Below are 14,807 nucleotides of genomic sequence, written 5' to 3'. Positions count from 1 at the left end.
GCAACCGGCACGGCACCCCTCGAACGACCGACGCCCCGCTGCTCCTCGACGGAGCGGCGGGGCGTCGTCGTGCTTGCGGGGCGCGTCAGTCGTTCGGCCTCGACCCCGCGCCCTCGACCGGAGGCTCGGCCGACCACGGGAACGTGATCCACAGGTCGGTCTCCTTCCAGGAGAAGTCCGGCTGGATGATCGTGCGCGGCTTGGTGTACAGCACTGCGGAGCGGGCCTCGGTGCCGTGCTCGGCGAGCATGCCCATGACCAGGGCGAGGGTGCGGCCCGAGTCCGCGACGTCGTCGACCACGAGGACCTTCGACCCCGGGAGCTCGGACGTGTCCATGAGCGGGGGCAGGACGCGCGGGTCGGCGAGCGTCTGGCCGATGTCCGTGTAGAACTCGACGTTGAGCGTCCCCACGCCCTTGGTCCCCAGCGCGTACGCCACGGCGCCACCGGGCAGGAGGCCGCCGCGGGCGATCGCGACGACGACGTCGGGCAGGAAGCCGCCGGCCACCACCTGCTCGGCCAGCTGCCTGGACGCGGTGCCGAACAGCTCCCACGTCATGACCTCGCGCTCTGTGCTCATGGGCAGAGCCTAGGTGCTGCACCTGGGGGTCGGCCCGCCGAGGGCCGAGCGCAGGACGGCACGGTCCAGCACACGAGAAGGGCCGCCCCCCGCGAACGGGAGACGGCCCTTCGGTGAGGCTCGGGGAGACTCAGTACGCCGCGAGGATGTCCACGACGAAGACGAGGGTCTCGTTCTGCAGCTCGTGGCCCTCAGCAGCGCCGTAGCCGAGCGACGGCGGGATGACGAGCAGCACCTGGCTGCCGACCGTCTGGCCCGTGAGCCCCTGCGTCCAGCCGGCGACCACGCCGTTCAGCGGGAAGGTGGCCGGCGTGCCGCGGTCCCACGAGGAGTCGAACTGCGTGCCGTCGAGCTTCCAGCCGGTGTAGTTCGCGATGATCGTCTGGTCGGCGGTCACCTCCGGGCCGGTGCCCTTGATGAGGGGCTGGACGACGAGCTCGGTCGGTGCCGTGTACCCCTCGGGGACGGCGATGCTCGGCTTGCCCTTGTCGTCGAGCGTGACGACGGGGAGCCCGTCGGCCGGGGTCACGGCCTCACCCTCGGCGCGGGTCGGCACGTCGGCCGGGTCCGGTACGTCCTTGGTCTCGACGACCTCGGCGACGGTCACGAGCGTGCCCGAACCGTCGTTCATGGGAGCGGCGAAGAGGAAGCGCGTCCCGACCTTCTTGCCGACGAGGACGTCGAGGAGCTGCGGGTACAGGTTGTCGTCCAGGACGAGCTGCTCGGGGCTGTTCGTGTCCCACGTCGACATGGCCTTGCTGCCGTCGGTCCCCAGGAAGGCCGCGGACTGCATCGAGATCTGCTGACCCTTGGCGATGGGGTCACCGTCGCCCTCGTCGATCGACCGCGCGGTCGCCGCCGAGACCGTGAACGGCGTCGTGAACTCCACGGTGGGCTCGGCGCCCGCGTCTCCGGTGACCGTGACGGCCTCGAGCGCCGCGATGTCCTCTGCGGAAGGCGTCGGGATGTCGGTGGCGGCGGCGTCGGAGGGCGACGGGCTGGCGCCGCCGTCGTTGCCGCTCGCGCAGCCGGAGAGGACCAGGGCGGTCCCCAGGGCGATCGCGACGAGGCCGCGGGAGGTACGGAGCTTCACAGGGATCCTTCGTTCGGGGGTGTCCGCGCACGACCGGTGGCGAGCACGTCGCCGAGCACGGGTTGCAGGCCAGGTAACTCTAGCGGCACTCTCTGGGAGGCCGCTGGGAGGGGCGCTTCGTACGCCGAGCGGGGACAATGGACGGATGCCGTCGAAGCGTCCCTCCCGTCGCCGCCCCCGGGGGGCAGAACCCGCCCCGCTCGACCTGGGCCGTGCCCTGGGCGGGCTGCGCTCGGAGTTGGGGGCCGACGGCGAGTGGTCGGTCCGCACGGTGCGTTCGGGAGACAAGTCCTACGTGTGCCCGGGGTGCCGGCAGACCATCCCGGCGGGCACGAGCCACGTCGTGGCCTGGGCCAAGGACTCGCTGTTCGGTGCGGAGTCCGCGCTCGAGGACCGTCGGCACTGGCACTCGGGCTGCTGGTCGGCCCGCGAACGCCGGCGCTGACGCGTCGCACGGCACAGCCCCGCACGTCACCGAACCGTCGTCGGGACGAACCGACGGCTAGGCTCGGTCGTGATGAACGCGCACCGTCCCGCCCCAGCGACCGACCACCCCGACGAGCCCGCACCGCAGGAGCCGCCCACGGTGCCCACGGCCCCCGAGGGCAGGCCCGCCGAGCACGGTGCCCCGATCCGTTCGCTCACGGTGCTGCCGGCCCGCCGCGAGGACGTCGAGCTGCACACCGCGGACGGCCTGACCCTCGTGGGCGAGCTCGCGCTCCCGGCGCACGCTGCGCCGTCGGGCACGCTGATCACGCTGCACCCGCTGCCCACGCACGGCGGCTACATGGACTCCCACGTCTACCGCAAGGCCGCGTGGCGCCTGCCCGCGCTCGCGGACCTCGCGGTGCTGCGCTTCAACACGCGCGGCACCGCCTCGCCGCGCGGCACGAGCGAGGGTGCGTTCGACGGTGGCGAGGCCGAGCGCTTCGACGTCGCCGCGGCCATCGAGTGGGCAGAGTTCCACGACCTGCCGAACCGGTGGCTCGTCGGGTGGTCGTTCGGGACCGAGCTCGCGCTCAAGCACGGCACCGACCCGGGCATCGAGGGCGCGATCCTGCTCTCCCCGCCCCTGCACCGCGCGACCGACGACGACCTGGACCGCTGGGCGGCGTTCGGCAAGCCGCTCGTGGTGCTCGTCCCTGAGCTCGACGACTACCTGCGCCCCGACGAGGCACGCCGCCGGTTCGCGCGCGTGCCCCAGGCAGAGGTCATCGCGGTCGAGGGCGCCAAGCACCTGTGGGTCGGGGAACCGTCGGTCCGGCGCGTGCTCGACGAGATCGTCGCGCACGTCCTGCCCGGGTTCCCCGGGCCGCTGCCCACGACGTGGGACGCGGCGACCGAGACCGGGACCGACACCGAGGCCACCGACCAGGCCTCCTACGACGCGAGCCGCACGCACGTCCAGCCATCGACGACGGGACAGGAACCATGACCACGATCGACCGACGCCTCGCCCTCCACACGCTGCGCCACGGCCACGGGCTGCCCGTGCTGCTCGTGCACGGCTTCCCGTTCGACCACCGCATGTGGCTCGACGTCGCGGCCGCCCTGCCGAACGGCGCCACGGTCCTCGCGGTGGACCTTCCCGGCGCGGGCCAGAGCCCGCTCGGCGCCGAGCCCGCCTCGATCGAGGCTGCGGCGGACGGCGTGGTCGCCGCGGCACGTGCCGCGGGGGTCGAGCGCGCGGTCGTCGTCGGGATGTCGATGGGCGGCTACGTGGCGCTCGCGGCCGCCGAGCGGCACCCCGACTTCACCGTCGCCCTGGGCCTCGTGGACACCAAGTCCACCGCCGATACCGACGAGGCGCGGGCCAACCGCCTGCGCATCGCCGAGGCCGTGGCGAGCAGCGCCACGGTCGACGCCGTGCTCGGCATGCCGGGTGCGCTCCTCGGGGCGACGAGCAAGGTCGCGCGCCCCGCGCTGACGGCCCGCCTCGAGGAGTGGATCCGTTCCCAGCGGCCCGACGGCGTCGCGTGGGCCCAGCGCGCCATGGCCGCCCGCCCGGACCGCACCGAGGTCCTGGCCCGCTTCGCGGGTCCGGTCACCGTGGTCGTGGGCGAGGAGGACACCCTGACGCCCGTCGAGGCGGCCGAGCACATGGTCGCGGCCGCACGCGGCACCTCGCTCGTCCTGGTGCAGTCCGCCGGCCACATGAGCGCGGTCGAGGAGCCGGCTGCGGTCGCGAACGCGCTCGGCGACCTCTGGGCGACCGCCAAGGGGTGACGCCGGCCCCACCGGCCCCACAGGCGGCGTGGGTCAGCCGCGCTCGAGGACCAGCGCGACGGCGTCGGCGAGCGAGATCGACTCGCCGTCACGGCCGCCCTTGCCGAGCACGAGCGGCGGGTCCGAGGGGGTGAGGACGGCGCCGCGCAGCCGGGCCGAGAGGCCGCCAGGGACGCTCAGGACGTAGAACGCTCCGTCCGTGCCGACCGCGAGCGTCCGGTTCTTGCGCAGGTACCAGCCGAGCGTGCGGGTCCGGTACGTCGCGTCGCCCGCGTAGGACCGGGCCTGCAGCGGCACGGGCGCGATGCCGCGGTGCCCGGCCTCGGCGACGAACTCGCGCAGCAGGACCGCCGCCTCCGCGGACTCCTGCGCGCGGCGACGCTCGAGCTCGGCCGCCTGGTGCGCCGCGGCCTCGGTGCGCCGGGCACGCCAGGCGGCGACGTCGTCGGGCAGGTCGGTGCCGGGGGCGGACGGCGCGCCGGGGCCGCCGTGCGCGCTTGCCGGCACCTCCGGACGCGGCGACGGCGACGACCCGGGAGTCGTGCGTCCCGTGCCGTCGCCGTCGGTCGACACCTCGTCAGCCCTTGGTCCGGGCCGGAGCCTCGGGCTCGTCGGCCGTGCGTGCCGAACCGTCCTCCTGCTCCGCGGCCTCGACCTGCGGGAACTCGGCGGTCATGAGGTTGGCCGCGCGAGCGCGCTGTGCGGGCGTGCCCGCGATCGCGGCGGGAGCGCCGGCCTTGGCCTTCGCGGCCCCCGCGTCGCTGTCGCCCAGGAGCCCGCGCAGCTCGTCGAGGTACGTGTTGATCGACTCGTGCTGGCGCGTGAGGTCCTCGAGCTGGCGCTGAGCGGCAGCACGCTGCTGCTCGGCCTCCGCCTTGGCGTCCCCGACCGTCTGCTCGGCGAACTCGCGAGCCTCGGCGACCACGCGGTCCGCGTTGTGGCGCGCGGTCGCGATGACCTCCTTGACGTACTCGTCGGACTCGGTGCGGACCTTCTCGGCCTGCTCGAGCGCGGCGACCACGCGGGCCTCGGCGTCCGAGGCGTGCGCCTCGGCGGTCGCGACGAGCTTCTCGGTCTCCTCCTTGGCGACCTGGTGGCGCTGTGCGCTCTCCAGCTCGGCCTCCTCGCGGCGGCGGGCGATGTCGAGCTCGGCCTCGGCGAGGGCGGTCCGCGCCTTCTCGCGCAGCTCCTCCATCTCCGACGTCACGGCGTTCGCGGCCTCGGACGCGGCACGCTTGGCCTCGGCGACCTGGCGCTCGGCCTCGCGGCGAGTCGTCTCGCGCAGCTCGGTCGTCTCGCGCTCGGCGGCCTCACGCATCGCGGCGGTCTCGGCAGAGACACGGGCTCGGAGCTCCGCGGTCTCGCGCTCGGTCGCGACGCGCAGCTCGGTCGTCTCGCGCTCGGTCTGGGCGCGCAGCGTGCCGAGCTCGCGCTCGAGGCTCGAGCGGCGCTCGCTCTCCTCGGTGTTCAGCGCGCTCTGGATGCGGGCGGCCTCGCGCTCGGCCGAACCCACGAACTCCTCGGCACGGCGCTGAGCACCGACCAGCGTGCTCTCGGTCTCCGCGGCGGCGGTCGACCGGATCTCCTCGGCCTCGCGGCGGGCGTTCGACAGGAGCTCGGCGACCTCGTTCTCGGCGCGCGAACGGATCTGCCCGCCCGCGACCTTGGCGCGCGACATGATGTCGACCGCCTGCGCGTTGGCCTGCGCCAGGATGTCGGCGGACTGCTCCTCGGCCGAGCGGAGGAGCTGCTCGATGCGCGACCCCAGACCCGCGTACGACGGACGGTCCGTCTCGCGCAGCTGGCGCTGGGCGTCCTGGAGGTCCGACGTGAGCTGTGCGGCCCGCGCGTCAGCGGCCTCCGCTCGGTGTCGGGACTCCTCGAGGTCCTTCTCGAGCTTGGCCAGCTGGCCTTCCACCATGATGCGGTCGTATCCGCGCATGGTGATGGGGAACAGTGTGCGTTCGTCGGACACGGGTCGACCTTCCGCCTTGGGCTGGTCCACGCCAGCATGGGTGTCGGGGGATGAGTGCCGGCGCGTCACCGGCAGCCCGACCTGTGGATCGTCCACCAGGATACGTGGCCCGGCTGTGTCCTGAATACCCGGAATGGGTACCGTCAGGGTGTCGCGAGGAGTTCGTGAAGAGTCTGCGGCGATCGTCGCCATCCGGCGAACTTTCGAATCCGGCGCTCGTTCGCCTCTATTGTGGATTGTCCATGACGAAGGGAAAACTCGGTGCTTCAACGAATCCTGGCCGCCGGCCTGATCGTGCTCGGCCTGGTGGGGATCGGCACGGGGGTCGCCTCGGCGACGGTCTGGCGCGAGAGCGAGACGGTGGTCGCCTCGACCCCCGCCGACGGCTCCTCGCCCGTCGTCGTCTCCGAGCCTGGCGTCCTCGACATGGTCGCGGGTGACGTGACCGTCACGGCGAAGACCTCGGACGAGGCGCCCGTCACGCTCGTGATCGGCCGCGAGGTCGACGTCGAGGGATGGGTCGGCACGGACGCCCACACGGTCGTCACCGGACTCACGGACTGGGACACGCTCTCGACCAGGTCGGTCGCCGCACCACCTGCGCAGGAGGAGACCCCGGCCGAGGGCGAGACCCCCGCAGAGGGCGACGCCACGACGGACGAGGCCGCTCCGGCACCGGCCGCCGGCGTGGACCCGGCCGGTTCCGACATGTGGTTCGCCGAGTCGGCGGGCGCAGGCGAGGTCAGCCTGCGGTGGTCCGACCGGCCGGGCCGCTGGAGCCTGCTCGCCGCCGGGACGGGCGAGGACCCCGCCACCCCGGTCGTGACCCTTACCTGGACCAGGGACGTCTCGACGCCCTGGCAGTGGCCGGGGATCGCCGGCGGCACGCTGCTCCTGCTGGCAGGGCTTGCGATCGCCGTGATCTCGTTCATGGGCGGCAAGAAGCGCGGCAAGCCCTCGAAGCGCAACGCGAAGAGCACGTCCGGCACGTCCGGCACGTCCGGCAAGGCCTCGAAGGGCGACCCGAAGGGCAGGGCCGAGGGCGCGCCCGCCACGAAGCAGGGTGCCGCCGCCCCGGCGGTCACGCCCGCACCGACCGACCCTGCGTCCGGCGACACGCGAGGGACCACCCCGCGGGAGCCCTCGCCGCAGACCGGCTCGACCGCCACGCTGACCCGGCGGGAGCTGCGGGAGCGGGCCGAGAGGCAGCGTGCCGAGGCCGAGACCGCGGCCCAGGAGGAGGCGCGCGCACAGCGCCCCCGCAACCGGTGGCTGACCGGGCAGATCCCGGTCGTGCCAGGCCGGCAGAAGAACGCGACCGCGGCCCAGCCCGTCGTGCCCGCCCCGACGGCCGATCCGCAGGCCGGCACCGACGGTGGCTCGGCCGCCCGGGCCGACGCCTGGCGGCAGGCGTGGGGCTTCGGCCAGACGAAGGCCGCCCCGCCCACCTCGGGCGACGACCAGACCCAGACCCCCGACACGACCGGAGGAGACCGATGAGCAAGCGCACCCCCCGCCGCTCCGTGACCTGCACGGCCGCCGTGGCAGGTGTCGTCGCAGGGGCGATCCTGCTCGCAGGCTGCACCTCGCCCGTGCCCACGGCAGACCCGGACCCGACGCCCAGCGAGGCGGTCCCCGCCCTCACGACCGACCAGATGGCCGAGGTGCGCACCGCGGTCGGCACCTCGCTCGAGGAGGCGGCCGCGGCCAACGACCCCGCCCCGCTCGCCAACCGCCTCGCCGGTCCGGCGCTCTCGCTCCGGACGAGCCAGCTCGCGGTCGCCGCGGTGAGAGGCGACCAGAACCTCGTCACGGTCCTGCCGACCGACGTCCAGCAGGACATCATCACGACGACGGACACCTGGCCCCGTCAGGCCTACGCCGTGACCGTCCAGCCCGAGGACCTCCAGTCCCCGCGGCTGCTCGCGTACGAGCAGACGGCGGCCCGCGACCCGTACAAGCTGTGGGCCTGGGTGCGGCTGTTCCCGAGCGCGACCCTGCCCGCGTTCGCGGGTCCGGCGGTGGGCAGCGAGTCCGTCCCGATGGACGACCCGTCGCTCCTCGTGACCCCCGCGGACGCCGTGGCGCAGTACGCGGACGTCCTGACGCTCGGGGCGGGCTCCGCGTATGCCGGGTCGTTCGCCGACGACCCCCTGCGGGCGTGGGTCGCGAACAACGCGACCGTGCAGATGGCCGAGCTGAGCAAGGCAGAGGGGTCGTTGACCATGACGTTCACCCCGACCCCCGACCAGGCGCGCGCGGTGCGCACGGCCGACGGCGGGGCGATGGTCATGGCCGGGCTGACCGCTCTCGAGACGCGCACGATCGAGGAGGGCGGCAAGATCGCCCCCGGGTCGGACACCGAGAAGGCGCTGTTCGGGGCGAGCGAGCCGACGAACAAGCTCAACGTCGGGTACACGACGATGGTCGCGATGTACATCCCGCCCGCGGGTGCCACGACCGGCGTCCAGGTGCTCGGCATGGAGAACGTCGCGACATCCGTCGCGACCTCCTGACCTCCTCGGGGGATCCGCCCCGTCCCGGGTGATCCGCCACCCGTGTCCCGGCCGTGTGCCGCCCGTCGTCGGACGCGCGGCACACGGCCGGTTTCTTCATAGGATGTAGCCATGAGCCAACCGAGCCAGCAGCCGAACTTCGACGTGCGTGGTGCCGTCGACCTGTCGTCCCTGAACCGTCCGACGGCCCCTCCGCCCGGCGCTCCCGGTGGTGCGCCCGAGGCCGGCGGCTACGTCGTCGACGTGACCGAGGAGTCGTTCCCGCAGCTCGTGCAGGACTCGGCGCAGTACCCCGTCGTGGTCCTGCTCTGGATCCCGACGGACCAGGCGAACGCCCAGCTCGGCACCGAGCTCGGTGCGATCGCCGAGGAGTTCGCCGGGCGCTTCCTCCTGGGCCGGGTCGACGCGCAGACGTACCCGCAGATCGCGGCCGCCTTCCAGGTCGAGAGCGTCCCGACGGTCGTCGCGATCGTCGGCGGCCAGCCGGTCCCGCTGTTCCAGGGTGCCGCCGCAGGCGACCAGGTCCGTGCGGTCCTGCAGCAGGTGCTGCAGATCGCCGAGGGCAACGGTGTCACGGGCCGCGCGCCGGCTCAGGGAGCAGCCCCCGCGGCCGAGGCTGCGGAGTCCCCGGTCCCCGAGCCCGAGCTTCCGCCGCTGCACCAGGAGGCGTACGACGCGATCGAGCGCGACGACTTCGACGCGGCCGTCGCGGCGTACGAGAAGGCCGTCAAGCAGGACCCGCGCGACCACCTCGCGACGGCGGGCCTCGCACAGGTCGGGTTGCTGCGCCGCACGCGCGACCTCGACCTGCAGGCCACGCGCGACGCCGCGGCGTCCCGGCCCACCGATCTCCAGGCGCAGCTCGACGTCGCCGACCTGGACGTCCTCGGGGGCAAGATCGAGGACGCGTTCGGGCGCCTGCTCGACCTGCTGCCAGGGTCGAGCGCCGAGGACAAGGAGACGCTGCGCCGTCGGCTCGTCGACTACTTCGAGATCCTCGGCCCCGCCGACCCCCGGGTCGGCAAGGCGCGCCAGCTCCTGGCGATCAACCTGTACTGACACCCGCGAACCACGCACGACGGCGGCCGGCCACCTCGCACGAGGTGACCGGCCGCCGTCGTCGATGCCGCCGCGGGGCGCTCGGCGTCAGACCGGCTCCAGGTACAGCGCACCGAGCGGCGGGACGCGCAGCGCGACGGAGTGCGCCCGCCCCTTCCACGGGCGCGACTCGGCGTGGACCTCGCCCAGGTTCCCGACCCCGGAGCCCCCGTAGACCTCCGCGTCGGTGTTGAGGACCTCGCGCCACGCGCCGCCCTGGGGCAGCGCGAGCCGGTAGTCCTCGTGCGGGGTGCCCGCGAAGTTCACGACGACCGCGACCTGGTTCCCTGCGGCGTCGCGCCGCAGGTACGCGACGACGTTGTGGTCCGCGTCCTCGGCGTCGAGCCACTCGAAGCCCGCGGGGTCGTGGTCGAGCGCCCACAGCGCGGGCGTGCGCCGGTAGAGCTCGTTGAGGTCCCGCACCTGGCGCTGCACGCCCGCCCTGCCCGGGTCGCCGAGGCCGGCCCAGTCGAGGCTCGCGGCCTCGTTCCACTCGGTGTGCTGGGCGATCTCGCACCCCATGAACAGCAGCTGCTTGCCGGGGTGCGACCACTGGAAGGCCAGGAAGGACCGGACCCCCGCGCGCTTGCGCCAGTCGTCGCCCGGCATCTTGCCGTACAGCGACCCCTTGCCGTGCACGACCTCGTCGTGGCTGATGGGCAGGACGAACTGCTCGGAGTACGCGTAGACCATCGAGAACGTGATCTCGTGGTGGTGGTAGCGCCGGTTGATGGGCTCCTCGGCGACGTAGCGCAGCGAGTCGTTCATCCAGCCCATGTTCCACTTGAGCCCGAACCCGAGGCCGCCCGCGTCCGTGGGGCGCGTGACGCCGGGCCAGGCCGTGGACTCCTCGGCGATCATCATGACGCCCGGGGTGCGCCGGTAGGCGGTCGCGTTGGTCTCCTGGAGGAACGCGATGGCCTCGAGGTTCTCGCGCCCGCCGTGGACGTTGGGGTGCCACTGGCCGGGGCCGCGCGAGTAGTCGAGGTAGAGCATCGAGGCCACGGCGTCGACGCGCAGGGCGTCGACGTGGAACTCCTCGAACCAGTACGTCGCGTTGGCGACGAGGAAGTTGCGCACCTCGTTGCGGCCGAAGTCGAACACGTAGGTGCCCCAGTCGGGCTGCTCGCCGCGCAGGGGGTCGGGGTGCTCGTAGAGCGGCGTCCCGTCGAAGCGTGCGAGCGCCCACTCGTCCTTGGGGAAGTGGGCCGGGACCCAGTCGAGGATCACGCCGATCCCGGCGCGGTGCAGGGCATCGACGAGGTACCGGAAGTCGTCGGGGTGCCCGAACCGTGCGGTGGGGGCGTAGTAGCTCGTGACCTGGTAGCCCCACGAGCCGCCGTAGGGGTGCTCGGCCACGGGCATGAGCTCGACGTGCGTGAACCCGGTCTCCAGGACGTAGGCCGTGAGCTGGTCGGCGAGCTCGCGGTAGCTCAGGCCCTGGCGCCACGAGCCCAGGTGCACCTCGTAGACGCTCACGGGGCCCGCGTGCGGGTCGCGGGCGGCGCGCTCGGCGAGCCAGGCGTCGTCGGTCCACTCGTGCCCGGACGCGACGACGACGCTCGCGTTGGCGGGCGGCACCTGCGTGCCCTTGGCGAGGGGGTCGGCCTTCTGGAGCCAGGCGCCCCCGGCCGTGAGGATCTCGTACTTGTAGAGCGTCCCGGGCCCGATGCCGGGCACGAACAGCTCCCACACCCCCGTGTCGCCGAGCGACCGCATGGCGTGCGTGCTGCCCTGCCAGTGGTTGAAGTCGCCGATGACCCGTACCGCGCGGGCGTTGGGCGCCCAGACCGCGAACGCCGTGCCGCTCGTGGTCCCGGCCGACCCGGGCTCGCCGAGGACGCTCGGGTAGACCTTCGGGTTGGCACCCAGGACGGTCCACAGCTCCTCGTGGCGCCCCTCGCGGATCAGGTGCTGGTCCATCTCCCCGAGGGTCGGCAGGAACCGGTAGGGGTCGTCCTGGAGGGTCGTGGTCTCGCCGTAGCGCGCGCGGACCCGGTAGTCGGGTGCGTGCAGCACGGGCGGGGCCGACGTGCCGGGCGAGGGCTCGTCGACGGCCGCGGGCACGACCGCGACCCAGATCCCGTCCTGCTCGTGCGTCGCGGCGAACTCGCCGTCGAGGGTCACGATCGTGACGTCGTCCGCGAGGGGACGCAGGACGCGCACCGTGGCGGCACCCCCGGTCCGCCCGCCCGGGAGGGTCACCGCGGTCAGGTGCGGGCCGAGCACCGCGTGCGGACCGGCCGCCCTGCCCTGGGCGACGGCCGCGAGCGTGCCCGGATCGGCCGGCACCACGGGAAGCGGTGGGAGGGAGCTGCTCGGAGGTGTCGATGACCCGGTCATGGCCCAACCTTTCCACGTCCCCGGGGTGCGTGCGTACTCCCCGCGCCGCACGGGCGTGCGCTCACCCGGCGCTCATCGGCTCCCACCCGGCGTCGCCGGTCCCACCACGGGCTGGTTCGCGGTGCGCAGCACCCGACGCCCGGTCAGCGTGCCGGGGTCGAGCGGCGCGGGCGAGGTCACGGTGAACGTCGCGGACTCACCGGGCAGGAGCGTGACGAGCTGGTCGTCGACGGTCGCGTCCGGGTGGGCCTTGTCGGCCAGCAGGGCCAGGTCGCGCACGAGCGTCCGGGCCGTCGCGGCGACCTCGTACCGGCGGCCTCCTGCGGTGCCGCCGGGTGCGGCGGGCGTGCGGATCGAGCCCGGCACGGGCGACGGCGCCAGGACGTCGGAGGCGACCTCCCGCACCGCGACGTCCAGCCCGCCCTCGGCCAGCGCGCTGTCGCGCGGCTCCGCGAAGAACCACAGCCCGCGCTCGTCGCCCAGGGTCGCGACGACCAGCTCGTCGGCTGGGCTCCCGGCCGTCGAGATGTCGCCCGGCAGCAGGAGCGTGCGCGTCTCGCGCGGCGCCAGCCCGACGGCGGTGCTCGCCTCCGCGAGGACCGTCCCGTCGTAGCGCACGCGCCGCTGGACGAGCGTCCCGCTCCACGGGTCGGGCGAGTCGTTGACGACGACCACCGCGAGCGCCGAGGGGCCGCCGGGGACGGGGGCGCCGCCGTCGGGCCTGCGGGGCTGGATCGTGACCAGGCGGTCGCGGTACGCGTGGGCGAGCGCGAACAGGGTGGGCTTGGCGCGGCCCGCGCCGTCGACCGCGGCCCACGACGTGACGGGCCAGCAGTCGTTGAGCTGCCACACGATCGCGCCCGCGCAGCGCGGGCTCCAGGAGCGCAGGTGCTCGATCCCGACCGTCATGGCATTCGCCTGGTTGAGGGACATGGCCCAGTGCCAGTCGTCCATGTCGTCGGGCAGCGGGAAGTGGGGGAGCAGGCCGTCGGTCAGCTTGTCGTTGCCCTGCGCGGCCTTCTGGTGCACGAGCATCCCGGGGGACTCGGGCGTGAGCGGGTCGTCGGACAGGGCGTCGCGCAGCGTCGACCACGTGGGCGGGCCCTGCCAGCCGAACTCGGCGACGAAGCGCGCGACGTGGTCGCGGTACACGTCGTAGCCCTGGCGGTTCCACGCGTCCCAGACGTGCACCGAGCCGTGCGCGTCGAGGTTGGGGTGCAGGTCGACCGTGCCCGACCACGGGCTGCCCGGGGTGTACGGGCGCCCCGGGTCGAGCTCGGCCACGATGCGCGGCAGCAGCTCGGTGTAGTACCCCAGGCCCCACGTGCGGCCCTGGAGGCGCGGCTGCCAGTCCCAGTCGTGGAAGCCCCACAGGTTCTCGTTGTTGCCGTTCCACAGCACGAGGCTCGGGTGCGAGGCCAGGCGGGTCACGTTGTCGCGCGCCTCGGCCTCGACCTCGCTGCGCAGCGGTTCCTCCTCGGCGTACGTCGAGCACGCGAAGAGGAAGTCCTGCCACGTGAGGATGCCGCGCTCGTCGCACAGGTCGTAGAAGTCGTCGGCCTCGTAGATCCCGCCGCCCCAGACCCGCAGGAGGTTGACGTTCGCCTGCTCGGCCTGGGCGATGCGCGCGGCGTACCGCTCGCGAGTCACGCGGTGGGGGAACGCGTCGTCGGGGATCCAGTTGGCGCCGCGCACGAACACGGGCTGGTCGTTGACGACGATCACGAACGACGTGCCGGGCTCGCCGTCGTGCTCGTCGGCGAGCATGTCGAGGCGCACGGTGCGGAAGCCCACGCGGTGGCGTCGCACGTCGAGCGGTCCGACGGCGGCGCGCGGCTGGTGCGTCTCGGTCGCCTCGGTCTCCCCGGGCGTCGCGCCGGGGTCGGCGAGGAGCTCGACCGCGACCTCGTAGAGCGGGTGCTCGCCGAACCCGCGGGGCCACCAGCGGCGGACCTCCGGGAGGTCGACGTCGATGACCGTGGAGGTCTCCCCGGCGGGGACGGACGCGGTCGTGACGAGGCCGTCGACGTGGACCGCGACGTCGAACGGGCCGTCGGCGCCGGGGGAGCGCTCGACGTCGACGTGGACCGTGAGGCGGCCGCGGACGGGGGCGTCGGGGGAGGCCGAGGCCGCCGGGTCTCCGGCGACCGACGCCACGGGCCGCACGGCCGCGAGCCGCGCCCCGGACCACGCCTCGAGCGTGAGGGGGCGCCAGATGCCCGACGCCGCGGTCTCCAGGCCCCAGTCCCAGCCGAAGCTGCACGCCATCTTGCGGATCGCGTTGAACGGGTGGGGGTTGGTGTGGGGGCGGTAGCCCATGGCCACGTTCTGGGCGGCGGCGTACGCGAGCGGCGAGGAGAAGCGCACGACGAGCTCGTTGGTGCCGGGGCGCAGGTGCTCGTCGACGGGCAGGCGGTAGGTGCGGTGCTGGTTCGCGGTCTCGGCGAGCAGGTGGCCGTTGAGGGTCACGGCCGCGACGGTGTCGAGGCCGTCGGCGACGAGGTCGTGGCGCTCGTGGCCGTCGGGGGCCCACTCGAACGTGGTGCGGTACTCCCAGTCGCAGCGGCCGATCCACGCGAGGACGTGCTCGTTGTCGTCGAGGTACGGGTCGGGGACGATCCCGGCCGCGAGGAGGTCGGTGTGGACCGTGCCGGGCACGGTCGCGGGCACGGGCGCGTGCACCTGGTCGGCGAGGTGCGCCGGGACGGGGCCCGCGACGGCGCGCACGGTCCAGCCTGCGTGCAGCTCGCGGCGGGTCAGGCCCCGCGCGGCGGTGGCGGTGCCCGGGGTCTGGGCGGGCGGGGATGTCAGCGCTGTCATCGTCGAGTGCGCGAGGTCTGCAGAGGCCGGGGCCGAAGTCACGGGGAAGCTCCAGAGAGGTGAGGGGTCGTCGTCGAACCGCGGCACCATCATGCCTGGTGACGGTGCGTCTCCTGCGCAGCGGTCGACGACGGCACGTCGCGTACGGCCGGCCGC

Annotated in this window: 12 protein-coding genes; 6 read left to right on the top strand and 6 right to left on the bottom strand. The window is 73.9% G+C overall.

Annotated features, from left to right (window positions below):
- Positions 1-85: 85 nt before the first annotated feature.
- Together IE95_RS0101910 and IE95_RS0101905 are read right to left on the bottom strand one after the other, a co-directional pair.
- A complete protein-coding gene (locus IE95_RS0101910) occupies positions 86-580 on the bottom strand; it encodes a phosphoribosyltransferase (RefSeq protein WP_030149936.1) in 495 nt (164 codons plus the stop codon).
- Positions 581-710: 130 nt separating this feature from the next.
- Positions 711-1,673 (bottom strand): FKBP-type peptidyl-prolyl cis-trans isomerase, encoded by a 963-nt coding sequence (locus IE95_RS0101905; protein ID WP_030149935.1) that lies wholly within the window; start codon positions 1,671-1,673, stop codon positions 711-713.
- Positions 1,674-1,818: 145 nt separating this feature from the next.
- Here IE95_RS0101905 and IE95_RS0101900 point away from each other — a divergent pair, with 145 nt between their 5' ends.
- The 3 genes from IE95_RS0101900 to IE95_RS0101890 all read left to right on the top strand — a co-directional run bounded on the left by IE95_RS0101900 (position 1,819) and on the right by IE95_RS0101890 (position 3,899).
- Positions 1,819-2,118, top strand: coding sequence for a hypothetical protein (locus IE95_RS0101900; protein WP_030149934.1), 300 nt, complete (start codon positions 1,819-1,821; stop codon positions 2,116-2,118).
- A 72-nt stretch (positions 2,119-2,190) separates the two neighbouring features.
- Positions 2,191-3,108 carry an alpha/beta hydrolase gene (locus IE95_RS0101895; protein ID WP_240666296.1) on the top strand — a complete coding sequence of 306 codons (918 nt, stop codon included), beginning with the start codon at positions 2,191-2,193 and terminating at the stop codon, positions 3,106-3,108.
- On the top strand, positions 3,105-3,899 hold the full coding sequence (locus IE95_RS0101890; protein ID WP_036570522.1) for an alpha/beta fold hydrolase: 795 nt from the start codon (positions 3,105-3,107) through the stop codon (positions 3,897-3,899). Before IE95_RS0101895 ends, IE95_RS0101890 begins: the two co-directional genes overlap by 4 nt.
- 33 nt (positions 3,900-3,932) lie before the next feature.
- Here the strand turns inward: IE95_RS0101890 and IE95_RS0101885 are convergent, their stop codons facing one another.
- Both IE95_RS0101885 and IE95_RS0101880 read right to left on the bottom strand, forming a co-directional pair.
- Positions 3,933-4,472, bottom strand: coding sequence for a hypothetical protein (locus IE95_RS0101885; protein WP_248700174.1), 540 nt, complete (start codon positions 4,470-4,472; stop codon positions 3,933-3,935).
- A gap of 4 nt (positions 4,473-4,476) precedes the next feature.
- Positions 4,477-5,874 carry a coiled-coil domain-containing protein gene (locus IE95_RS0101880; RefSeq protein ID WP_051702596.1) on the bottom strand — a complete coding sequence of 466 codons (1,398 nt, stop codon included), beginning with the start codon at positions 5,872-5,874 and terminating at the stop codon, positions 4,477-4,479.
- 261 nt (positions 5,875-6,135) lie between these two features.
- Here IE95_RS0101880 and IE95_RS0101875 point away from each other — a divergent pair, with 261 nt between their 5' ends.
- The 3 genes from IE95_RS0101875 (at position 6,136) to IE95_RS0101865 (ending at position 9,449) form a co-directional block, all read left to right on the top strand.
- On the top strand, positions 6,136-7,374 hold the full coding sequence (locus IE95_RS0101875; protein ID WP_030149929.1) for a hypothetical protein: 1,239 nt from the start codon (positions 6,136-6,138) through the stop codon (positions 7,372-7,374).
- Positions 7,371-8,390: a DUF8094 domain-containing protein gene (locus IE95_RS0101870; protein ID WP_051702595.1), complete on the top strand. Its 1,020-nt coding sequence runs from the start codon at positions 7,371-7,373 to the stop codon at positions 8,388-8,390. The genes IE95_RS0101875 and IE95_RS0101870 overlap by 4 nt, the downstream gene beginning before the upstream one ends.
- Before the next feature lie 111 nt (positions 8,391-8,501).
- Positions 8,502-9,449 (top strand): tetratricopeptide repeat protein, encoded by a 948-nt coding sequence (locus tag IE95_RS0101865; RefSeq protein WP_030149927.1) that lies wholly within the window; start codon positions 8,502-8,504, stop codon positions 9,447-9,449.
- A gap of 87 nt (positions 9,450-9,536) precedes the next feature.
- Here the strand turns inward: IE95_RS0101865 and glgB are convergent, their stop codons facing one another.
- On the bottom strand, positions 9,537-11,831 hold the full coding sequence (glgB, locus tag IE95_RS0101860) for a 1,4-alpha-glucan branching protein GlgB (RefSeq protein WP_030149926.1): 2,295 nt from the start codon (positions 11,829-11,831) through the stop codon (positions 9,537-9,539).
- A 72-nt stretch (positions 11,832-11,903) separates the two neighbouring features.
- Entirely contained in the window at positions 11,904-14,651 is a 2,748-nt protein-coding gene (locus IE95_RS0101855) for a glycoside hydrolase family 2 protein (RefSeq protein WP_051702640.1), read from the bottom strand.
- Between the last annotated feature and the right edge of the window lie 156 nt (positions 14,652-14,807).

Origin of the sequence: Oerskovia turbata, assembly GCF_000718325.1 — a bacterium.
In the GTDB taxonomy this organism is placed as follows: domain Bacteria; phylum Actinomycetota; class Actinomycetes; order Actinomycetales; family Cellulomonadaceae; genus Oerskovia; species Oerskovia turbata.
This window is presented reverse-complemented; position numbering and strand designations above follow the sequence as displayed.

What these genes read in the sequence shown, in the direction of transcription:
- IE95_RS0101910 (WP_030149936.1), bottom strand. Translation starts at nt 580, where the DNA reads ATGAGCACAGAGCGCGAGGTCATGACGTGGGAGCTGTTCGGCACCGCG.
- IE95_RS0101900 (WP_030149934.1), top strand. Translation starts at nt 1,819, where the DNA reads ATGCCGTCGAAGCGTCCCTCCCGTCGCCGCCCCCGGGGGGCAGAACCC.
- IE95_RS0101895 (WP_240666296.1), top strand. Translation starts at nt 2,191, where the DNA reads ATGAACGCGCACCGTCCCGCCCCAGCGACCGACCACCCCGACGAGCCC.
- IE95_RS0101890 (WP_036570522.1), top strand. Translation starts at nt 3,105, where the DNA reads ATGACCACGATCGACCGACGCCTCGCCCTCCACACGCTGCGCCACGGC.
- IE95_RS0101870 (WP_051702595.1), top strand. Translation starts at nt 7,371, where the DNA reads ATGAGCAAGCGCACCCCCCGCCGCTCCGTGACCTGCACGGCCGCCGTG.
- IE95_RS0101865 (WP_030149927.1), top strand. Translation starts at nt 8,502, where the DNA reads ATGAGCCAACCGAGCCAGCAGCCGAACTTCGACGTGCGTGGTGCCGTC.
- glgB (WP_030149926.1), bottom strand. Translation starts at nt 11,831, where the DNA reads ATGACCGGGTCATCGACACCTCCGAGCAGCTCCCTCCCACCGCTTCCC.
- IE95_RS0101855 (WP_051702640.1), bottom strand. Translation starts at nt 14,651, where the DNA reads ATGACAGCGCTGACATCCCCGCCCGCCCAGACCCCGGGCACCGCCACC.